The organism is Nicoliella sp. ESL1149, from assembly GCF_058107265.1.
Map to the genome: position 1 here is coordinate 275,106 of NZ_JBYLUE010000004.1, position 21,408 is coordinate 296,513.

The 21,408-nt window shown below is 29.5% G+C and carries 20 protein-coding genes; 17 read left to right on the forward strand and 3 right to left on the reverse strand.

The features are described from left to right. Positions 1–26 precede the first annotated feature (26 nt). The 7 genes from AC3B6G_RS07240 (at position 27) to AC3B6G_RS07270 (ending at position 7,295) form a co-directional block, all read left to right on the forward strand. Complete coding sequence (locus AC3B6G_RS07240) at positions 27–335, forward strand: MBL fold metallo-hydrolase (protein ID WP_489849743.1); 309 nt, start codon at positions 27–29, stop codon at positions 333–335. 199 nt (positions 336–534) lie between these two features. Continuing rightward, positions 535–1,854 (forward strand): YhgE/Pip domain-containing protein, encoded by a 1,320-nt coding sequence (locus AC3B6G_RS07245; RefSeq protein ID WP_489849744.1) that lies wholly within the window; start codon positions 535–537, stop codon positions 1,852–1,854. 455 nt (positions 1,855–2,309) lie between these two features. Continuing rightward, the gene (locus AC3B6G_RS07250) at positions 2,310–2,990 is read left to right on the forward strand and encodes a response regulator transcription factor (RefSeq protein ID WP_489849745.1); all 681 of its coding nucleotides are present in this window, start codon (positions 2,310–2,312) and stop codon (positions 2,988–2,990) included. Beyond that, positions 2,980–4,068 carry a HAMP domain-containing sensor histidine kinase gene (locus AC3B6G_RS07255; RefSeq protein WP_489849746.1) on the forward strand — a complete coding sequence of 363 codons (1,089 nt, stop codon included), beginning with the start codon at positions 2,980–2,982 and terminating at the stop codon, positions 4,066–4,068. Before AC3B6G_RS07250 ends, AC3B6G_RS07255 begins: the two co-directional genes overlap by 11 nt. A 27-nt stretch (positions 4,069–4,095) precedes the next feature. Continuing rightward, positions 4,096–6,030, forward strand: a complete 1,935-nt coding sequence (locus AC3B6G_RS07260; protein WP_489849747.1) for an ABC transporter ATP-binding protein/permease — start codon at positions 4,096–4,098, stop codon at positions 6,028–6,030. A 520-nt stretch (positions 6,031–6,550) separates the two neighbouring features. Beyond that, positions 6,551–6,727 (forward strand): hypothetical protein, encoded by a 177-nt coding sequence (locus tag AC3B6G_RS07265; RefSeq protein WP_489849748.1) that lies wholly within the window; start codon positions 6,551–6,553, stop codon positions 6,725–6,727. A gap of 1 nt (position 6,728) precedes the next feature. Next, the gene (locus AC3B6G_RS07270; protein WP_489849749.1) at positions 6,729–7,295 is read left to right on the forward strand and encodes an ATPase; all 567 of its coding nucleotides are present in this window, start codon (positions 6,729–6,731) and stop codon (positions 7,293–7,295) included. Between the two features lie 213 nt (positions 7,296–7,508). On the opposite strand, the gene AC3B6G_RS07275 is transcribed toward AC3B6G_RS07270, so the two are convergent. Beyond that, a complete protein-coding gene (locus tag AC3B6G_RS07275; RefSeq protein ID WP_489849750.1) occupies positions 7,509–7,709 on the reverse strand; it encodes a hypothetical protein in 201 nt (66 codons plus the stop codon). Between the two features lie 1,268 nt (positions 7,710–8,977). Between AC3B6G_RS07275 and AC3B6G_RS07280 the strand changes: the two genes are divergently transcribed. The 6 genes from AC3B6G_RS07280 to AC3B6G_RS07305 all read left to right on the forward strand — a co-directional run bounded on the left by AC3B6G_RS07280 (position 8,978) and on the right by AC3B6G_RS07305 (position 14,878). Further along, a complete protein-coding gene (locus AC3B6G_RS07280) occupies positions 8,978–9,604 on the forward strand; it encodes an SAP domain-containing protein (RefSeq protein ID WP_489849751.1) in 627 nt (208 codons plus the stop codon). 466 nt (positions 9,605–10,070) lie between these two features. Next, positions 10,071–10,793, forward strand: a complete 723-nt coding sequence (locus AC3B6G_RS07285; RefSeq protein WP_489849752.1) for a hypothetical protein — start codon at positions 10,071–10,073, stop codon at positions 10,791–10,793. A 677-nt stretch (positions 10,794–11,470) separates the two neighbouring features. Further along, entirely contained in the window at positions 11,471–12,115 is a 645-nt protein-coding gene (locus AC3B6G_RS07290) for a YoaK family protein (protein ID WP_489849753.1), read from the forward strand. 550 nt (positions 12,116–12,665) lie between these two features. Beyond that, on the forward strand, positions 12,666–13,226 hold the full coding sequence (locus AC3B6G_RS07295) for a tyrosine-type recombinase/integrase (protein ID WP_489849754.1): 561 nt from the start codon (positions 12,666–12,668) through the stop codon (positions 13,224–13,226). 395 nt (positions 13,227–13,621) lie between these two features. After that, positions 13,622–14,119: a TetR/AcrR family transcriptional regulator gene (locus AC3B6G_RS07300; protein ID WP_489849755.1), complete on the forward strand. Its 498-nt coding sequence runs from the start codon at positions 13,622–13,624 to the stop codon at positions 14,117–14,119. Positions 14,120–14,311: 192 nt separating this feature from the next. Then, positions 14,312–14,878 (forward strand): NAD(P)H-dependent oxidoreductase, encoded by a 567-nt coding sequence (locus tag AC3B6G_RS07305; RefSeq protein WP_489849756.1) that lies wholly within the window; start codon positions 14,312–14,314, stop codon positions 14,876–14,878. A gap of 11 nt (positions 14,879–14,889) precedes the next feature. Here the strand turns inward: AC3B6G_RS07305 and AC3B6G_RS07310 are convergent, their stop codons facing one another. Continuing rightward, positions 14,890–15,267 (reverse strand): MerR family transcriptional regulator, encoded by a 378-nt coding sequence (locus AC3B6G_RS07310; protein WP_489849757.1) that lies wholly within the window; start codon positions 15,265–15,267, stop codon positions 14,890–14,892. An 82-nt stretch (positions 15,268–15,349) separates the two neighbouring features. Between AC3B6G_RS07310 and AC3B6G_RS07315 the strand changes: the two genes are divergently transcribed. The 4 genes from AC3B6G_RS07315 to AC3B6G_RS07330 all read left to right on the forward strand — a co-directional run bounded on the left by AC3B6G_RS07315 (position 15,350) and on the right by AC3B6G_RS07330 (position 18,800). Further along, complete coding sequence (locus AC3B6G_RS07315; protein ID WP_489849758.1) at positions 15,350–15,715, forward strand: carboxymuconolactone decarboxylase family protein; 366 nt, start codon at positions 15,350–15,352, stop codon at positions 15,713–15,715. A gap of 607 nt (positions 15,716–16,322) precedes the next feature. Next, the gene (locus AC3B6G_RS07320) at positions 16,323–16,532 is read left to right on the forward strand and encodes a hypothetical protein (RefSeq protein ID WP_489849759.1); all 210 of its coding nucleotides are present in this window, start codon (positions 16,323–16,325) and stop codon (positions 16,530–16,532) included. Positions 16,533–16,915: 383 nt separating this feature from the next. Then, on the forward strand, positions 16,916–17,614 hold the full coding sequence (locus tag AC3B6G_RS07325; RefSeq protein ID WP_489849760.1) for a CPBP family intramembrane glutamic endopeptidase: 699 nt from the start codon (positions 16,916–16,918) through the stop codon (positions 17,612–17,614). A 505-nt stretch (positions 17,615–18,119) separates the two neighbouring features. Further along, positions 18,120–18,800: a CPBP family intramembrane glutamic endopeptidase gene (locus AC3B6G_RS07330; RefSeq protein WP_489849761.1), complete on the forward strand. Its 681-nt coding sequence runs from the start codon at positions 18,120–18,122 to the stop codon at positions 18,798–18,800. A gap of 865 nt (positions 18,801–19,665) precedes the next feature. Here AC3B6G_RS07330 and AC3B6G_RS07335 read toward each other — a convergent pair. After that, on the reverse strand, positions 19,666–21,339 hold the full coding sequence (locus AC3B6G_RS07335) for a glycoside hydrolase family 13 protein (protein ID WP_489849762.1): 1,674 nt from the start codon (positions 21,337–21,339) through the stop codon (positions 19,666–19,668). Positions 21,340–21,408: the final 69 nt, after the last annotated feature.

A 21,408-nucleotide genomic window follows, 5' to 3' on the forward strand; every position in this document is an offset into this window, starting at 1 on the left:
ATATTGATTACCTCTTATTAAGCCATATGCATTGTGATCATGTTAGTGGATTGAAACATGTTGCTAATGCTAAACGAATTTTAGTTTCTGATGACGAATGGAAGAGTGCTAATCATCTTCCGTTAGTATACCTCCCACATGAATGGAAAGGCTGTAACGTTCATACATATCATTATGATGATACTGGATTTGGTCCATATGGACAAAGCTATGACGTGTTCGGTGATGGTAGTTTGATTCAAATTTACACACCTGGTCATTCAGCAGGATTAACTACGACGATGATTCGTGGCAATGATGGTAGATATGTAATTTTAGCAGCCGATGTCGGATAATCCAAGAAATCATGGGACAAAATGCTAACACCAGGCATCTGTATTAGTCGCAAACAAGCTATTACTAGCCTAGCTTGGGTACGGGAAACAGCTTATGATTCTCATTGTATTGAAGCTTTGGCTAATCACGACCCGAATGTTTTGAACCACACGATCACTTTAGATTATTAATATTTATTTGAATGGAGAGAGTTTTACGATGCAGTTTAGAAAATTTATTTTTAGTCGCGGGACATTATTATCACTAATTATTTCAATGCTATTTGGAATTTTAGTTTTCCTGATTTACTTTTCAGGTTATCAAGCAATGCCGAATAACGTGGATCGCTTACCAGTAACAATTGTTAATCAAGATAAAAGAAGCAAGGACGTTGCTAAGCAGTTAAAGAAAGCACTGCCATATAAGCATGTTAAAACGGGATCAAGTTTATCTGACGCCAAGCGTGATTTGAACAAGCGCAAAACATACTTAATAATTAACATTCCAAAGCATTTCTATAATAATGTTACCAATAATAAAAAGAATAATCTTAATTTTTATGTTGATGAATCCAATACCCAATCTGTTGTTTCGGCCATGAAGAATACGGCAGCCACAGTGGGGAACAACGTTAAGGATAAGATTGTGATTGAACAAAAAGCAATTTCAACTGCTAAACCTCAACTTCAAAAATTACAAAGTGAGGTCAAAAAAGAACAACAGGCTGGTTTACAGAAAGTTAATCAACAAAAAGCGGCGATTGCTTCCGTTCCTGCTAGTCAACAAGCACAATTGAAAGCTAAATTAGAAAAAGAAGTTAATGCTAGTCAAAAGACTGCTAAACAAAAAGCTCTTAAACAAAAGAACGTTATCATTAGCAGTGCAACCAAAGAAGCTAAAAAATCGAGTAATAACCTAAAGATTAACATTAAGCGTCAAAATAAGGTTAAGAAAGGCTTGAACTATTCGTTATCGCCATTCTTCTCTTGTTTAGCCATTTACGTTTCAGCTTTACTAGGGGCCTTAGTTATCTATGGGACATTTGCTAAGTTTGCTAAACAAATCGGTCGTTTCAGATCATTCGTTAACTTTGAATTATCAATCGTTTTAATTTCCGTTGTTGGACAACTAGTGGTTTCAGGATTTGATTCTCTGTTGATCGGTAATGTTAACTTTGTTCATTTATGGATTAGTAATGCATTATTCCTGTTTGCATGTATGAACTTTAATTCGATTATGATCATGATTCTTGGTCAATTAGGAACATCAATTAACATCTTTTTCACGATGCTTCAAGTCGTTGCTAGTGCTGGAATGTTCCCAGTTGAAACCATGAATGGATTCTTTAAGTTCATTCATTATGCCGCTCCAATGTATTATGGGGTTTCATCAAGTATGAACATCATCAATGGTGGTCCTAGTGTGGCTCCAATATTAGGTTCATTAGCGGTTCTAAGTTTTTGTTTAGTATTAGTTAACTTGTGTATCGTTACCATCAAGAAACATCAGAACATGTTAGACTTTAGTGAATTAGGATAGTTTAATAAAAAAAGATGAGCGCTTCTACGCTCATCTTTTTTGTGTTATTCATCTATATCATTGTTTCGTGCTAATAATGATATACATATATATAAGGAATATAAGGAACTCTCAGTCATTACTTAATTGAGAGTTTTATCTAATTTATAATTCATTCATACTAAAAATGCAAAAAACAAAGAGCAATTAATCTTTTGATAGATTGCTCTTTGTTTATATACTTTTAGATTTTAGGAATATAAATTATCATATTTAACATTTCAGCAACATTTCGCAAACGTTTGATTAACATTCATTGATTATAATCAAATCAATTAAGTTAGTGATTAGTGAGGTGATTTTAGATGTTTGAAGAAATGATTTAGCAACTTATTTATTAACAATTGCAATCTCACTTATTCTTGCTAATGTGGTATTAGATATATCTATTAAGAATAATTAGGGGAGTAATATAAATGGCAAGTATTTTAGTTGTTGAAGATGATAGAAATTTTAACCAAATATTGTGTGAGTATCTAAATAAAAATGATTTTCATGCTGTTGGGTGTTTAAATGCACAAGCAGCTTATGATGTGATTGATCATGAAAAATTTGATTTAATAATTACCGACGTTATGATGTCTGAAATTAATGGGATTGAGTTTGCAGAAACAATACGGACTATTGATAAGGAAATTCCTCTGCTTTTTGTCACTGCTAGAGATGATATTAAAACTAAACAAGATGGTTTTAGAGTCGGTATTGATGACTATATGGTAAAACCAATTGATTTAGAAGAGTTGGTTTTAAGAATAAAAGCAATTCTTAGAAGGGTGCACATCGATCAAGATGACGAAATTGTTATTGGTGGATTAATAATGAACGCAAAAGAACGTTCAGTTGTTTATGATAATCAAAATATTGAAATGACAGTCCGTGAGTTTAATATCTTATATAAAATGCTTTCCTATCCTAATCAAGCATTTTCTAGATCTAAGTTAATGGCGGGTTTTTGGGATACGAATACCAATAGTAGTTTTAGATCGGTTGATGTTTATATTACTAAGTTAAGAGATAAATTGAAAAAAGTTGATAATATTTCAATTAAAACGATTCATGGATTGGGATATAAGCTGGTGATTACTGATGAACGATAATGATATCAGTAAAAACCCTGTTATGAAAAAACGATTTTCAATTTGGAAATATATCCTAATGGTGATGGTGTTCGCAATAATTAGTGGTTTGCCAGGAATAATTTTTTCTAAGGGAGTATTCTCTAAGGGATTAAGTTTAACTGTAATGAATCGATATGTATATTGGTATCTTTTTTATTGGGTGATAGTCGTAACGATTGTATCAGCTATAGGAATTTATACACGATATAAAAATTATGAAATACCTCTCCAAAAACTAAGTCAAGCAGCTAATAAAGTAGCAGGTGGTGATTTTTCAGTTTCATTGAAACCAGTTCATAAAAAAGAAAAGTATGATTATCTAGATCAACTCTTCGATAATTTTAATGAAATGGTCAAGGAATTAGGATCAACTGAAACTTTAAGGACTGACTTTATTAGCAATGTTTCTCATGAATTTAAATCACCATTAGCAATAATAAAAAGCTATGTTAGTGAATTAAATAATAATGAGCTTTCGCAAGAACAAAGAGAACAACGTATTAAGGTAGTTGATCAAGCTACTAATAATATGACAAACTTAGTAACTGATATTTTGAGATTAAGTCAATTGTCGAATCAATCTCGAAATAAACACATTGTGTCATTTGATTTAAGTGATCAATTAACAGAAATCACGCTTTCATTTGAGCCGCAATGGTCAAAAAAGGATATTGAACTATCTGCAGATTTATTTGATTCTTATGATATTTATTCTGATCAAGAGATGTTATCGATCGTTTGGAATAACTTAATTTCTAATGCAATTAAATTTTGTAATCAGGATGGAAAGATTAATATAAGTCAAAAAGTAGTTAACAATGGGGTTTGTATAAGCATTGAGGATAATGGTATTGGAATAAGACCAGAAATGATTAAGCGTATTTTTGATCAATTCTATCAAGGTGATACTTCTCATGCTGGTGATGGTAATGGGTTAGGTTTAGCAATGGTAAAAAAGATAATCGATATTTTACATGGGAAAATATTCGTAAAAAGTAAATTAAACGAAGGTACAAAAATCAGTGTTTGGTTACCCAAAAGTGAAGAAATAAATTAAAGAATAAAATAATATTAGGAGAAAAACATGTCTTTATTAGTTTTAAGAAATATTCATAAGTCCTATTATTTAGGGAAAAAAGAGTCAAAAGTTCTAAATGGGATTAGCTTGAAGTTTGAGCATGGTGAATTCGTATCCTTATTAGGTGAATCTGGTGGTGGTAAATCCACTTTAATGAACATCATTGGTGGTTTAGATAGTAATTATCAAGGTGATGTGTTCTTAAATGGTAAATCATTAAAACATGATACTAATAAGCAATTAGATGAATATCGTCGTAAAACAATTGGGTTTATTTTTCAGAACTTTAATTTAATTAGTCATATGACGATTTTAGAAAACGTTAGAATTGCTCTTGAAATGAGTGATTTATCTAAATCTAAACAAGTTGAACGATCAAAAGAATTACTTGAAGAAGTTGGTCTGGGTGCACATATTCATAAGCATCCTAATCAATTATCAGGAGGCCAAAAACAACGAGTAGCAATTGCTCGTGCTTTAGCATCTGATCCAGATATCATTATTGCGGATGAACCAACTGGGGCTTTAGATGCTAAGAATACTGATGAAGTTCTAAAAATATTAGATAAAATTGCTTCAGAAGGTAAGTTGGTAATTACTGTTACCCATTCAGATAAGGTTGCTGCATATGGAACTCGTGTTGTTCATATGTCGAATGGTAAAATCGATAGTGATAAGAAACTTCGTAATAAGTATGCGGCTAAACACTTGAATGAAATGAAATTGCATCCACTAAATATCATGAATGTGTTTAAAATGGCGTTTCAACAAATTGCTTATAATTTGAAACGAAACATTTTGATTATTTTTGGGAGTTCAATTGGTCTGTTCAGTGTCTTACTTATGTTAGGGCTTGGAACTGGTATTAAAGGATACATTAATAACCAGATTTCATCACAAATCAATCCGAACTCAGTTCAAGTTACAAAAGGTAAAGCTGGCAGTAGCTCCAATCCAACTAAGACGTATATTGGTGATGGTGATATTCATAAACTAAGCACGGTTAAAGGTGTTAAGTCTGTTGAAAAGAGTGCGATGGAAACTAATATTCAAATGAACTATAAGGGTAAGAAATATCCATCACAAGCATTTAACACTTATAATTCAAGTTTTATTAAGAAGAATATTAAGCATGGCCAAGCTCCTACTAAGTTGAATACAATCATGTTACCTAAAACGATTGCTAAAAAGATGAACAAAAACGTTAATAACATGGTTGGTAAGAACATTAAATTATCATTGCTTGCAACAGGCAAAAATGGTAAACAAGTCCCAATTACTAAAACACTTAAAGTTAGTGGAATTAATAGTAGTCAAGATCAAGTTATTTATGTAAGCTACAACACTCTAAAAAAAATGTATAGTAGCAAAGATCAAACATTAAAGCCAAATTTTGCGATTGCTAATATCAAAGGTGGCATTTCTGATATTACACCAACTCAAAATCGGATTAAGGCATTACATGGGGTCAATGGTAAAAAAGACTTTAAGATTGCTGGCATGGGTTCAATGATCACTACTTTGAACACGTATGTGAACTTGGCTATTTATGTACTTGCTGCTATTGCTGGAATCTCGTTATTAGTATCAGCAATTATGATTATTATTGTATTATTCATCAGTGTTGTAGAAAGAACTAAAGAAATTGGAATTTTAAGAGCCTTGGGAGTTACTAAAGGTAATATTCGTTCATTATTCTTTAGTGAAGCTATTATTCTAGGAATCTCTGCTTCTGTCCTCGCAGTTGGAATTGCTTATCTGTGTCAGTTTGGTGTTAATACATTATTAAAAGGTTCGATTGATTATTCAATCATGCAAATTTCACTTGGCAACAGTTTATTTATTATTATAATTTCATTAATTATCAATACTTTAGCAGCACTATTACCAGCAGGAAAGGCTGCTAAATTAGATCCAATTGAAAGTTTAAGTGAAGAGTAATTATTATATCAATAATATCTTTTATTGTTCAATTATCAATTTATGTCATTGTTTAAAGAAATTAAAATGATATAAAAATACTTTAATAACGGTAATCATTTTCAAAATGAAAACATGTAACGTAGAGGTTAATTCTTTACGTTACATGTTTTGTTTTCATCATAAAATTTTGATAATTTTCATGATACTTCTATAGTCCATGTTATACGAATCAATTGTTCCATGTTTTAAACAAGAAGGACTTATTACTAGTTATTTCCGTTTTTTTGCTAATACGATACAAAGTCCAGCCACCATTGATAACGAACTCTTTTGATTTTTGAGCATCATCCATTTTAACCACCTCAATGCTTTTTATTATGTCTTATTATATATTGGAACTTATTTGTTGTTCAAAAGTTAATAATATTCTGATGTCACTATGTTTAGGTTATTTCAAAAAAGTGATTTAATTATAATGTTATTTTGCATTAACTAAATATGATATACTTTATTTAACATTAAAAAGGAGTCTCGAACTATGACTAATTCTGATAAAATCCTAAAAGATACAGAAAACACTGATCTACAAGAATTGTTTAATCAGTCGATTAATAATAAGGATCCTGAGAAACGAAAAGTTTTTAATGCTTTGTATAACTATGCACTAGATAGAAAACAAGACACTATTATTCAACAAAACCATTTCGTAATCTAAAATGAATAAACCCAAATATATTATTGTGGCCGGAATTAATGGTGCTGGAAAAAGTACGTTATATCGAGCTCAACCGTTTCTATTTAAAGATACAGAACGTTTAAATGCTGATGAAATTCTACAAAGAATGCACGGTGATTGGCGTAATCCGATGGATAATCGTAAGGCAATGAAGGTAGAAGTGCGAAAATTGCATCATGCTCTATCTAACCGGAAGAGTATTCATATTGAAACGACACTCGCTGGTGGTGGTAAAACACACCGCAACTTAATTAAGAAAGCTCATGATAATGGCTTCGATGTCACTTTGCTATACGTGACAGTCAATAATGCACAAACCGCAATTGATCGAGTGAGACAAAGAGTAGTTAAAGGTGGACATGGAATTGAAAGCGATGTTATCACTAAACGATATTATCAGTCTAATCATAATTTACCAGATATTGCTAAGATGGCTGATCATGTTTATATTTATGATAATACTGTTAAATTTCAAAACGTGTATGCCGGAGATTATGATGAAGTAAAGATTAACGTACTACAATCATATCCGTGGATAAAATTATAGGGCACATTTTTAATGTGTTCTTTTTATTTTATGTTGTTTTTTTGAGTACACTTGATTGCAACAAAATGAACCAATTTAAGTACTTTAGTTATGGATGTATCAATAGCACGCTTTTTAGCTAATAAAAAGACCACATCATATTGATAAGTGGTCTTCACATTATGTTGAAATTTTTTAATCAATTTTTATATTTGATTATAAATAGCAATTGTTTCATTTATCTTTATTAAGATTACTTTCGTTTTTTTCTTGATGTTTAGATACGCTAGCGTTTCTACCTTGTTCAAAACCTTTTACAAAACTAGAGCGAGCGAATGGGGTCATAATACCTTGTCCAATGGTTGCAGCAAGAACAGCAATCATTAAGATAAGACTCTTTTTACGATTCATTTTAGGTTTATCATGATTACTCATTTAACTTCCTCCATATTATATCAAATAATTGGCAATCTGTAACGCTATCTATATATAGAATTAAAGCATTGATTTAATAGGCTTTGCGATGAATGCATATTATTACGGTTGATTGCTATCTTACTAGTATGTTATCGTATGCATAAAATAGTACAAGAGGATGTTTAAAATGACGAATAAAAAGTTATTTATCTTTTTGATTCCAGAAATTTTGTTTGTGATTGGATTTGGATTAGGAATCCATTTTGGGTTACTAAGTATCCAGTAGATAGAAATCTAGTTTAGAAATTTATAAACTATGAATAACAATAAGTAAAAAGGGGGGGTCTATATTGCTTAATAATAAATACTATCGTTATTTAAGTATTTTAATCTCTGTGTTTTTTATTTTATTATCTTTATATGTAATATTTTATTTACCATTTAATATCCTACGTTCTTTACTTGCTAGTATATCTCTTCTTTATTTTTTATGGTTATTTGTACAGAGAATAAGAGAAGGTATAAATAAATAAAGTCCAAAAAGGAATCGTGCTAGTTGGCTTTTTCATTTTTGAGGATTCATTTTGGATTATTGAGTATTAAATGAATAACATATTATTATTTTCAGGGAGTGTCTTTTAAAATGAATGAGTAGAAAAGAAATTCTTATATGGTGTGTTGGCTTGTATTAATAATATATCTAATAATTGATTTTATAATGATTTTTAATTCAAGAGGATCTGGAAACATTTGGCAATGGGTATTATTTTTTACTGGAGCTTTAATTTTGTTAATAACTTTATTGTTAATTAAGAAAATTTCTAATCATTGATAATAACCACCCCGAAAATTGAATTGCATAAATTACTGGAGATTGAAATTTATTTTAAATCGTACTAATTATTTTATTGTAAAGAATATAAGAGAGCCTGCAAGGGATCTTTTTATTTATGATACATACTTAACAATAGTTGGCATAGATTTTAAAAGGTGTTTTAAATATTTTCCTTATATAACAACTAATAAGATCAAAAAATTAAAAATTTGTGCTATTATTAACGTTAATAAATATTGTTAGGAGATAATTAATATGATCAGCTTAATAACATTTGTATCTTTATTAATTCTCACAGTCATTCTTGTTAATTATTATAAGTTTAAGAACGTTTATACTTATGAAAACCATAATAAATTGAAAGTCGCTATAGCTGTTTTTTAGCATCTTTTATAGATTTGATGTAAGAATAGTTGCAAATTAAAACATATGTATGATAGAAGTTTAAATTATGAGACCGATATTTAGTTTAAATATGAAGATTAGTGATTTTGAAAATTTTTATTGGTATAAGAATGAGCTATTAAAACTGTGTAGCAAGTATGGTTTACCCACATATGGGACAAAAGCTGAATTAATGATCTATTTAAAGCAATTACTAATGGGTAACCAACCATCTGAAATTAAACCCGTTCGGATAAATAAAAGACATTCTAAAACCAAACTACGTACTGATGAAATATCATTAGATACAAAACTAATTAATTCTGGCTTTTCATTAAATAATGAAGCTCGTAAGTTCTTTGCTAATTATTTCCATGTAGCTAAATTTTCATTCCGTAAATCTATGGGAATAAAAATGCGTGAAGTAGAGTCTAATAATGATAAAAATGCGACTGTAGCTGATTTAATTGATGCATTAAATGAACCAACTCATCAGAATGCAGAAGAAGGTACTTATCAATGGAATCATTTCGTTAAGGATTTTATGAGTGATCCAATTCATAATGAATATGATGAGCCAATGAAAGTGGCTGCGATCTTATGGAAGACTGTTAGAAATTCAAATGCATCTAAACGCTATAATCATAATTTAATTATTAATAATGCTGATACTATTAATCAATTTCATAAATGACTATGATTATATCACTGTTAGAAACAATTAAGATATAAAAATAACACATCTAGTACAAGACTAGATGTGCAACACGATTAATTAATTTCGATGATTATCGTGATGATCATCGAAATAATGCATAGCCCATGCCCCAATGACTGGGACTAATAATGGAACTATAACATTAGACAGAAGAGATACAACATTAGAAAACAACAGTTTCACCTCTTTTCCATCAAGGATTAAGCGTTGTTAATTAACTGAGGGAATTAATTAACAGCATTAATAAGTATATATGTTGACTATTAATGTGGCAAGGTGATAATATGTATTCAAGAAGAGATACAAGAAACAACAGTTTCAACTATTGAGGGATAGTTGATTATAATTGGGGCACTCAGTGAGTGCTCTTTTTATTTGTCATGTAATTTTTAAATTGATTTGATGTAAGAAAACATTAAGCATCGGAGGTCACTTATATAACATGAATAAAAAAAGAAAATTATACTTTATTATATGTATATTGATTTTCTTAATAATTTTGATTGTCATTAATACATTTTTAGTATGTGCACATACTAAAAAAGATACATATATAACTTTTTGGGGATCAATGGGTGGAACATTAGTTGCAATACCATTTACAGCTTTCATTACTATAGAAGTTTCTTCTATGGAAATGAGAAAAAATCATCAGATAGACTTGGAAAATGAATTATATTTAAAAACTTATGATGAAATAAAATTAGTTGAAGATAATTGTTCTAATTCTTATAGTAAAATACTAACTGCTATAGCACCATTGGAACATATTACTAAAAAGCCGTCTGATTTTAGGACAATAAATCAAAAAGAATTGGATGATTTAGTTGATCATGGTTGCAAGGGTGTTATCAATGAAATTCATAAACTTACTTTTGATAATGCTTATAAATTAGATAAGGGGTTAATTTATTCCAATACATCTGTAAAATCTTTGATAGAAGCTGCAACTAATACTGAAGAAATAGAACAGGAATTAATCACATATTATATTAAATATAATAGAGTTCCATATGATGATATTGAGTATTTATTAAAAAGATTCATAATATCATCAAGAAGACTTGCTCACTGTACTGTAAATTTTGCTAAAGATTTAAACACATTAAGGAACACAACTTTAAAAGCACATATTGATAAAATTAATAATGATTTGAATTTTTGATAATTAAAACAAAAATCCCATAAGTACATTATGGAATTTAAAGAAAGTCGCATTTTTGATATATTTTCATTTTTGATTCTTCTATGAATAAGGGACAGTACCTTGAAAATAATAATCGTTGTATAAATGTTATATATACCCTTCACGAAAAAGTATTTATCATATAATAAGTCTATTATTGAGCGTCCCGAACAATTTGATTAATTATGGGGGGACAATTTAGATTTAATAATATCAGGGAGCAGTTCAAACCGTTGATTTGATTAGTGAAATGCCTAGGTTTGAAGTTGATGAAGATGTGTAAAAAAATATATTTTATTAAATTCGAAAGGTACTTATTTCTTTATTGGATTTTTTGCGGTTGTTATAGCTCATTCAATTATTAAAGTATTATTTATCATCAATACTAACCACGGATAATTGACATCTAAAAAAGATGGTGCTAATATTTTCTTAAGTTTAATAACAATTTCTTTTCTTATAAGTTTACTTATAAGAAATAAAAGCGGTTTTCGATAGATTCGTTATCATCTAGTGAATGAATTTTTAATTCATTCGGGTTTGCACCACGGGGAAGATCGTCCAAATTATGAAAATATATTTGGACGGTCTTTTTTATTAGATGAAGTAAATTGTTAGTGGATTTAATACAATTATTGTTAAAAATGGAGGAAAATATGAAAGAATACAAAAGTTATGAAGGCCCACTAATCGGGATGTTATTAGCAATGGTTAGCGGAAGCATCGATAGTTATACCTTTTTGGATCGAGGTGGCGTATTTGCGGGACTCCAAACTGGAAATAACATCTTGATGGGGATTAGCTTAAGCCAACTCCAATTTGGTAAAGCACTCCAGTATGTTATCTCAATCCTATTCTTTGCTTTAGGAATATTGATTGTTAAATTAATTCAACAAAAGATAGAACAGGAAAGTACCCGAAAGCGCATCATCATTATCTATGAGATAACAATTTTACTAATTTCAGGAATTCTAGCAAAAGTATTACCTGACATACTCATCGTTGGGCTGCTAGCTATCGCAGCCTCAGCCCAATTACAAGAGTTTAAGATGTTAAAGGGTAATAGCTTTAATCCGCTAATGATGACTGGAAACGTTAGCAAAACGATGAATAACCTGTACGCGACTTTTAAGAACAAAGACAACAAATCTAAAGGAATCCTGGTTGATACATTAATGATAATGTTTAGTTTTATTCTCGGCTCACTATTAATGGGAGCGGTTAATAACTTTGCGAATGCTTTTGCAATCTTAGCATCAGTATTACCATTATTAGTCGTTTTATTTTCAATAAAAGAATAAGTTTAAAATTATATCTACTAGATATTGCTCCTATGTCAATAATCCGTACAAAAAATTTTATCGGAAAAAGAAAAAATGGATTTAATAAATACTTAGATGTAACATGTGATTGTTTGTTAACACAGAGAAATAACATAATAAATCAAATATTTAGTTTTGATTATGCAGAAGACTATTTTTTAATTACTAACAAGTTTTTAAATGAGTATGGAATTCCATGTTATATTGATGAAAGCTATTCAAAAATTAAGGTATTTGATAATTTAGGTTCGTTAGCTAAACATTTTTTAGAAATAATTAATGAGTTATGCTTAAGAAATATTATAATTAAATAGTAAAAATCCCATAGTGTGTTATGGGATTGTTGTTTTACTTTTATTTCAGCAACTTTTAAATTGTGTCTTTATTTATAATCCCTTTTATATGCTATGATTATATTAAGGGATTAAAATTGAAGAGATGATTTTTCATGTTAGATCATGATCAAAGAACGAAAATCAATAAACAGAATGCAACTCATTCTGTGCAAAATGTTAAACCATAAAAAAATATGAACGACATTGCCAAAGTGAAAGACACGTTACTCAATAATTTTCCAAAATATGGTCGACGGAACTACACCATTTTTCAAGTTGGCAAAGCGACTTTGTTACGGGTGAGTGATGTGCTCAGTTTAAAATATCATGATGTCTTTGATGAGAACGGTAATATCCGTGAACATGCCTTCATTCATGATAAGAAGACTAATAAACAGAACCAACTCTTTTTAAAGCCTGTCGAAACAGACTTATTAGCTTATCAAGCATGGTTAAGACAACACGATTACCATTCAGAATGGTTATTTCTTAACAGTCGAGACGAGAATGATCATGTTCAGACAAAACAGTTATACCATATTATGAAGAAGGTAGGAGATTTGTTAGGAATGGATGGCTTAGGAACTCATACGATGCGCAAGACAGGGGCTTACTTGGTTTACAAACAAACGGGCTATAACATTGCATTAGTAATGAAACTACTGAACCATTCGAGTGCTGAGATGACGTTGAAGTACTTAGGATTAGATCGTGAGACCACTGATAAAGCTTTATTAGGAATTAACTTTGGATAAAACAAAAGCGTAACCTATCCGAAGATAAGATACGCTTTAACACTACTTCTTGTGATGATTGTCAATATAAGTAATAATGATGTGAGTTAGCACACCACTGATTACAGGTACGATAATACCACTAATAGTGATTGTTATAGCAAAAGACACAGGAATCACTTCCTATTAGATGCTGATTGTTCAACTGATTGGGTTAAACGACACCTGATAAATATTATATCAAATAATAGATGTGTTTATTGACTTAATTAGATTTAATGTTAATATAAAAGTAGCAAAAGACATGGGGATTTATCTCCGCTTGAGCGATCAGTTGATTACTTGTCGCAAAGAGTATTAAAGGGCCTATAATGGCTCTTTTTTTGTACAATAAATTAAAAAATGAGGTTTATTAATTGGGTGTATATGAAAGAAAGTCTAAACAAACCAAAGATAAAATTGTTCAATCGGTTTTGCATTTATTAAAATCTAATCCATTAAACAAAATTTCAATTAATGAAATTGTTAATTTAGCACATATTAATCGAAGTACTTTTTATCGGCATTTTTATGATAAGCAAGCTGTTATTGAACTAATGGAGAATCGTATTATAACCAGTTTAAAAGAAGGAAATGACGATTTTACCAATACATCTAAATCCGATTCATTAACTAGTGAGGATAATAATATTAGGATTATTTTAGGCATTATAAAAAAACATTGGATTTCACTAAAGATTCTAATGAAAAATGGATCTGATACTAATGTAGATACGTTCTTAGAGAATGAAATAAACAAAATTATTAGTAATTCTATTCAAAACTTAAATCCTAAAGCTAACAAAACAGAAGTGGAATTAGTATGTAGCTATCATTCATCAGGAATTATGGGAGTGATTAAAATATGGTTATAGCATCCTGAATACAGTGATGATTTAATTGTTAAATTCATTCATTCTGTTACTCAAAATGGAACATGCTATTTATTAAACTAGTAGCACTTTTAACTTAAAATGCGACAAATGTTTAAAATTGTTTATTGAATACTTTTTGATTTACTTTAGAATAAAAATTAATTAAAGCTAATGAAATGAGGAAGTATAATAATGAGGATTCTAGTTATTCAAGGAAGCCCTGATGAACGATCCTTTTGTCACTCCAATGCACTTAATTACATGGAAGTTGCTAAAAGAATGGGATACGATGTAACATTTGTTGATTTATCTAAGGATAAATTTGAACCAGTATTAAGATACGGATATCGTAAACACATGGGCAATGAAGCTTATCCTGAACAAATGCAAGAATTAATTAATAAAGCAGATCATTTAACGTTCTTTTTTCCAGTTTGGTGGTCTGCAGAGCCATCTATTTTAAAAGGTTGGTTAGAAAGGACATTGACCCCAGGATTTGCATATAAATATACTTCAAAGCATATTCAAAAACTATTAAAAGGTAAAACTGCGTCTGTGTTTATAACTGCTCATGCTCCAACATTCTTTTATGGATTGTATGGTGGAGTGATAACAAGGTGGAAGCATATGATTCTTGGTTTTTGTGGTATAAGATTAACACAAAAGCAGATTATGGGGAAAATGGAAAGTAAAATTGATACAAATGAACGTCGAGTGGAGTTCATGCGAAAGTGTTCTGATACTTTAAATCGTTTATAATAAACATTTAACTATCTAATTCTCATTTTCTTTTTGTAACTTTTATAATGTTTTATTTTATTTTCTAAAAAATTAATATGTTCTTGAATTTCATTTTGTTGTTGATTTAAAATGCTCTTTTGTTTATTTAGTATTTCAATTCTTTTATCAATTGTACTATCTCCTCTTTTTCTTAACCTTTCATATTCAATTATTTTTGTTAGTTTTATTCCGGATTTTTTACCACGTTCAATAAATTTAATCCAACGTAAGTCTCTATCAGTAAAAACTCTATAATTATTTGAATCACGTTTAGGGTTTAATAAATTGATTTTTTCATAATATCTTAAAGTTGATATTGGTAAATTAGTTATAGTAGATACTTTTGATATTTTATATGTTTTTGTCATTTTACTTTCCTTTATTTTTATTTGCTATGAACTTAACTTCATAGTTTATTCTTATTATATCTTAATAAAGGAGAGACATATGTTGAATAAATATGAAAATGGTTTAAAAATTAGAAGAAAAGTTATTGGTAAGCAGACAAGTGATATAGTTACTAATAATTTAAAAAATATTGCACCCATACTGGATAAGAAAATTATGGCTGGTTTTGATGAAATTGAACATAGGGATGCTTTAAATATGAAACAAAGAGAATTGATTACTATTTCATCTTTAGTAACGCAAGGCGATACTGAAAGGCAATTAATGGTACATATTAAAGCAGGACTAAACGTAGGAATAACAAAGAACGAAATAATTGAAACACTTATACACTTAGTATCATATGTAGGATTTCCTAAAGTTCTGAATGCTATTTCTGTTGCAAAGAAGGTTTTTGAAAAATTGTAATGTGAAGTGATTCCCATATCTTGAACAAAAATTATTCAGCATATGGAAATCCTTATTTTGGCAAAAGATGATTGTAATTTAATAAACATAAGTTATTTTTTATTCTTTCATTTATTTGAAAATTTGCTTTATGGTATTTTTGAATTCGTGACAAATTAGGTATCAATAACAGTCATTTGTTACCTAGTAATAATTTGTTCACTTGATGGAATACTAAATAAGATTTAAGTTCTAATAAATGAGAGGATCATCATTATATATGTTAAAAAATAAAACATTATTAACTATCTATGCAGTTTGCTTTTCAATTGAATCAACATTATTTGGACTTTTAATTAATAAGTACAATAAAAAACGTGCTCCTATGATAAACTTAAAAGAGCGTCAATATATTATTTAATTCGTTTCGGAGTGACATAATGAAAACATTTAAATTCTATCCATTTGTTTTTCTTGCATTTATAATAGTGCTAGTAATTTCGCAATACTATAATAATTTTATTATTAAAGCAGTATTATTACTTCTTGCCATTGCTGTTCTAAAGATGGCTTTCAACATCATTAAATATTTATTTAAGGAATAGTTATTACTGGAGGAATATTTAGAATGAATAAAATGATACATATAAAATCACAAATGAAATCTAATTATCCAATTCAATACTACTTAGGATTCACATTATTGGAAATGATCGTTTGTTTATTTATGGCATATTTATATGGTTATAATGATACAGTTGTAATTCTTATTGCAGTAGCTATTATAGCGAACTTCTCATTACTAGTAGATCTGGTGTATGGTAAGCATATGAAATAATATAAAAGAACCCAAAAACTTTAGAATACTAAATTATTCAACCGAGATAACAAGGATATAAAAATATCACATCTATCTTTTAATCCAATGTGCTACATTAATATTTTGTTATAAAATAAAAAGTATTAGTAAATATGTTTATTATTCTCAAACATATTTACTAATTAGAAAGGACTTATACGATTGAATATCGAATAGGCCCTTAAAATTTAAACATTTATTTATTAGTATTGATTTTTAGCAATTTTAATTAATTTATCATTTTCTTGTGGTGTTATACTTAAATTTTGTTTAATTGTACTACAATTATATATATTAAATTTATTATAAAGGAAAGACTTCTTATCAAAAAACAGTCAATAACAAGAATCATTTCATTTTATTTGTTAGCTACATTAATCTTATTAGTGTTAGCAGTAATTACCGGATTAACAATTAAAAATCAGTACGAATCTATAGGAACTAGATATATTTTAGGAATGTTAGTGGCATTTGGTTTAAACAAATGGCTATTAGATGAACCTATTCATATAGAATTCAATAATGATCATCTTAAACAAAAAATACTAATGATTTTACTTGTAATTATTTTTATAGGAATGCAGTGGCTTGGTGTTAGATTTAGTGATTGGCATCATTCTTTGACCCTTGCAATTTGTTTTTCTGTTGGCCCAGGTATTTTTGAAGAATATGTATTTAGAGGAGTTATCTTAGAAGCATTTCTAAGGACGTTTAATAAATATAGATTTAATGTATTTTTTTCGATATTATTAAGCAGCATGCTATTTGGTTTGATTCACATGCTCAATGTTAGTTATCAATCATTATCTGATACAATAGCTCAAGCAACATCTGCTGCTGTTATTGGAATTATCCTAGCATTAATCTATTTAGTAACTCGTAACATATTTATTGCCATGATTACTCATATTGGGATTGACTTTGCCGCTGTCGTAGTGAATAATCCTCTAATATCAGATAATAATTCATATGCAGGTATTCAATTTGTGGTCTTAATAATTTTTGCAACTATTATTCTGTTAACAATGAACAAAATGAATACTAGAAATAAAACATTATAAAGACAAACGTTATTTTGGAAGAAACTAAGATATATTAATTTATTATGTAAAATCCCATAATATAAATACACGATTAGATATGATTTATGTCTTTAAATGTTAGAAGTTATTGAAATTATTTTAGAAATAGTTTTTTATTTTCTTAAACACGATATGTGATTCTTGGTTGTATTGTTTATTGAATTAAATGCAGAAATGATGGGTGAACATTATTAATAAAAATAATAACAGAAATATGAAATAACAATATATGTTTCATACATCATTTAGGATAAAATGATATGAATTAGTCATCATAGATTTAAGAGCACATTTATTGTGCTCTTTTTTATATTTTAAATATCATACGTGTAAATATAATTGTTAAAAGCATCATTCTGGGACTAAAAGTGTAGATTCATTAAGATAATATTCTAGTTTAAAGAATGCCTTAATTTTGATTTATAAAGAATGTTATTATGAATTAACTTATTTAATATTAGGGAGAAATAAAGGAAGTTTCTTAATGAAAAAACTAACGATATCACAGTGGTTTAATAAAATATGTTTATTTGTATTTTTGTTTATATTATCGCAATTGGTAATGCTACCGGTGACCATATCATCATTCATGCATTCTAATTTTGATCAATTCTGGGGCTCTTTTTTAACTCTAATTTTGTATATACCCTTAATTTTTATTATTATGTACTTCTATCGTAAAAATAAAAATATAGATGAAACCCCATTTTCTAGTCGAAACTACAAATACGTAGTAATGGGTTATATACTAATCTGCGTTTCGAATGCTATTTTAGCTTTATTAGATTACCTCTTTTATAATTCCGAGACCTCTTCAAATCAAATTGCACTTAATGACCTAGCGAAAAGTAGTCACATCGCACTAATTACTCTAGTAATTATAGCTACTTTTTTAACTCCGATAGTTGAAGAAACGCTTTATAGAGGATTCATAATGAATGCATTCTTTAAATCTAGTCAAATTGTTCTTCCAATTGTAATAAGTGGAGTAATATTTTCTTTTGCACATGGTTATAGTAATATTGCTACTTTTTTAATGTATTTTAGTGCAGGGGTTATTTTAGCATATGTTTACAAGAAAACTAATAATTTAAAAACGTCAATGTTACTTCATGGGATAAATAATTTTTTGATTACAATATCAATGCTTCATCAATTTTTTTGATAAATGTATTTTGATTGATAAAGTGACCATTGCTATTCCAAATTATAATGAAGATATTTTGATCTTTATTGGTTATGTGTCCTAAACTTGTGAAATTACCCCTAATCAACATAACAAAAAAGAAGCTCCACCATTCAGATGAAAAGCTCCTTTAATATTAAAACACATCCCTAGGTTGAATCATCATCTAGAAATAACGAATCCTTCTTATTAGTATCTAAATCTAAGTGTAGAAAAGTAACAATTCTTTTGGTATGAACGAAAAGTAAAGAGATTTCACATAGGTGGAAGCCTTTTTGTTGTAATAATAATTTTGATTTGTTAATATACAATTGTTTTTGAAAATGATAAATCGATTTAAAGGGTGGCCAATATAATGAAATTTAATAATTTTGACAAGGACATTTCCATTGGATCAGTCATTTGGGTTATCTTCTTAACGGGTGATTTTATGTTCAAGATATTATTTTCATCTGATAATAGTGTTAATATCAGTTTCATGGGTTTGAGATTAAGAACTATCATTAGTGCAACCGACTCAAGTATTGATTTTAGGATTAGTTGGATAGCATTTGTTATATACATCGTATTTATTATAATTTGGATAACAGGAGTCCAATTATATCGTAGAAATATATTACATACTGATGAATGAACAATTGAATTTAAACATATATGAGTAGAAATACTCGTTTTTTTGTTTAAGAAATTCAAAAAGATATCATTATACAAATAAAACTAATTGTTTATATCTTCATTTTCATATTTTGTCAAAAAAGACCCCCATATGTTGAACATTTTCTGTCCAATATATGGGGATCACTTCAGAATGTTTTTCACATCATTTAACTATATAACCATAATTTTACTTAAATAAGTAAACCTTACTTTCGTATGGACGGAAAGTAGTGTCCTTATCATCATCGTAGTTACTGGTTAATAATTCAGCATCTTTTTGATCGTAATCACGTGTAACTTCCTTAGCACTAAAGTTACTGATTACTAATAAGGTTTGGCCTTGATAATGACGCTTGTATGCAAATACTTCATCGTCATCCAAGTCAAGAGGTTCAAAGTCACCATAACGAATAATGTCATAATCACGACGTAATTTAATAACCTTCTTGTAGTAACTTAAAACTGAATCAGGATCTTTTTCTTCTAATTTAGCATTGATATCCTTGTAATTCTTGTTCAATGCGTACCATGGGGTAGCATCTGAGAAACCAGCGTTTTCGCCATCATCCCATTGCATTGGGGTACGAGCATTATCACGAGAACGGCTTTCAAGGTAGCTGAGCATTTGGCTATCCTTAGCAATCTTCATATCATCAACAAATTGATGATATGCGTTGATTGATTCGATATCTTCATATTCATCAAGTTTCTTGAAGTGACCATTTGTCATTCCAAGTTCTTCACCTTCATAAACGTAAGGAGTACCTTGGAGCATGTGAAGGGTGTTAGCTAACATTTTAGCAGAAATAACACGGTATTTAGGAGCATCATTTGCGAAACGAGAAACAGCACGAGGTTGATCATGGTTGTTCCAGTAAAGACTATTCCAACTCTTACCATCTAGACCAACTTGCCATCTTGATAGTGATTGCTTTAAATCTCTTAATGGAACATCAGAATCGTACCACTTACCAAAACGACGGTCAGGATTAGTACCTAAACTAACGTGTTCGAATTGGAAAATCATGTTTAAACGACTACCATCTAAGTTAGCATAATCAATCGCATTTTCTGGTTCAGTGTTAGGCATTTCACCAACAGTCATGCAATCATACTTGGAAAGAACTTCGTTGTGCATTTCGCTTAAGTATTCGCCCAAACGGGGACCATTAGTAACTAATGGTTCAACAGGAGAATATTCTTGGCCCTCAATGATTGGGCCGTCAGGTAAACCAAGAGGTTTAGAAATGTAATTAATAACATCCATTCTGAAACCATCAACACCCTTGTCTAACCAGAAACGCATAATGTCGTAAACTGCTTGACGAACTTCTGGATTTTCCCAGTTCAAGTCAGGTTGTCCTTCAGCAAAACAGTGTAAGTAGTATTGTTTTCTAGCAGGAACATATGTCCAAACTGAACCACTAAAGTTAGAGCCCCAGTTGTTAGGTTCGTGACCATCTACTGGATCACGCCAAATATAGTAATCAGCATATTTGTTATCTTGAGATTTCTTGCTTTCTTGGAACCATTCGCATTGATCAGAAGTATGGTTAACAACTAAATCCATCAATAACTTTAGGCCCTTAGAATGCATATCCTTAAGTAAGTTATCAAAGTCTTCCATTGTTCCATAAGCTGGTTGAATTGATTTGTAATCAGCAATATCGTAACCATTATCCTTGTTAGGTGACTTATAAATTGGATTCAACCAAATAGTATTGGCGCCTAATTCTTTAATGTAATCAAGACGTTGACGAATTCCGCCCAAATCACCAATACCATCATGGTTGCTATCTTGAAAACTCATTGGATAAACTTGGTAGACAACTGCATCTTTAAACCATTGTTTCTTGCTCATATCGATTCCTCCTAAACTTTAATACAATCATATTGTAAGCGTTTTCTTTTCAGAAAACAATAATTACAT

What these genes read in the sequence shown, in the direction of transcription:
- AC3B6G_RS07240 (WP_489849743.1), top strand. Translation starts at nt 27, where the DNA reads ATGCATTGTGATCATGTTAGTGGATTGAAACATGTTGCTAATGCTAAA.
- AC3B6G_RS07245 (WP_489849744.1), top strand. Translation starts at nt 535, where the DNA reads ATGCAGTTTAGAAAATTTATTTTTAGTCGCGGGACATTATTATCACTA.
- AC3B6G_RS07250 (WP_489849745.1), top strand. Translation starts at nt 2,310, where the DNA reads ATGGCAAGTATTTTAGTTGTTGAAGATGATAGAAATTTTAACCAAATA.
- AC3B6G_RS07255 (WP_489849746.1), top strand. Translation starts at nt 2,980, where the DNA reads ATGAACGATAATGATATCAGTAAAAACCCTGTTATGAAAAAACGATTT.
- AC3B6G_RS07260 (WP_489849747.1), top strand. Translation starts at nt 4,096, where the DNA reads ATGTCTTTATTAGTTTTAAGAAATATTCATAAGTCCTATTATTTAGGG.
- AC3B6G_RS07265 (WP_489849748.1), top strand. Translation starts at nt 6,551, where the DNA reads ATGACTAATTCTGATAAAATCCTAAAAGATACAGAAAACACTGATCTA.
- AC3B6G_RS07270 (WP_489849749.1), top strand. Translation starts at nt 6,729, where the DNA reads ATGAATAAACCCAAATATATTATTGTGGCCGGAATTAATGGTGCTGGA.
- AC3B6G_RS07275 (WP_489849750.1), bottom strand. Translation starts at nt 7,709, where the DNA reads ATGAGTAATCATGATAAACCTAAAATGAATCGTAAAAAGAGTCTTATC.
- AC3B6G_RS07280 (WP_489849751.1), top strand. Translation starts at nt 8,978, where the DNA reads ATGAGACCGATATTTAGTTTAAATATGAAGATTAGTGATTTTGAAAAT.
- AC3B6G_RS07285 (WP_489849752.1), top strand. Translation starts at nt 10,071, where the DNA reads ATGAATAAAAAAAGAAAATTATACTTTATTATATGTATATTGATTTTC.
- AC3B6G_RS07290 (WP_489849753.1), top strand. Translation starts at nt 11,471, where the DNA reads ATGAAAGAATACAAAAGTTATGAAGGCCCACTAATCGGGATGTTATTA.
- AC3B6G_RS07295 (WP_489849754.1), top strand. Translation starts at nt 12,666, where the DNA reads ATGAACGACATTGCCAAAGTGAAAGACACGTTACTCAATAATTTTCCA.
- AC3B6G_RS07305 (WP_489849756.1), top strand. Translation starts at nt 14,312, where the DNA reads ATGAGGATTCTAGTTATTCAAGGAAGCCCTGATGAACGATCCTTTTGT.
- AC3B6G_RS07310 (WP_489849757.1), bottom strand. Translation starts at nt 15,267, where the DNA reads ATGACAAAAACATATAAAATATCAAAAGTATCTACTATAACTAATTTA.
- AC3B6G_RS07320 (WP_489849759.1), top strand. Translation starts at nt 16,323, where the DNA reads ATGAATAAAATGATACATATAAAATCACAAATGAAATCTAATTATCCA.
- AC3B6G_RS07330 (WP_489849761.1), top strand. Translation starts at nt 18,120, where the DNA reads ATGAAAAAACTAACGATATCACAGTGGTTTAATAAAATATGTTTATTT.
- AC3B6G_RS07335 (WP_489849762.1), bottom strand. Translation starts at nt 21,339, where the DNA reads ATGAGCAAGAAACAATGGTTTAAAGATGCAGTTGTCTACCAAGTTTAT.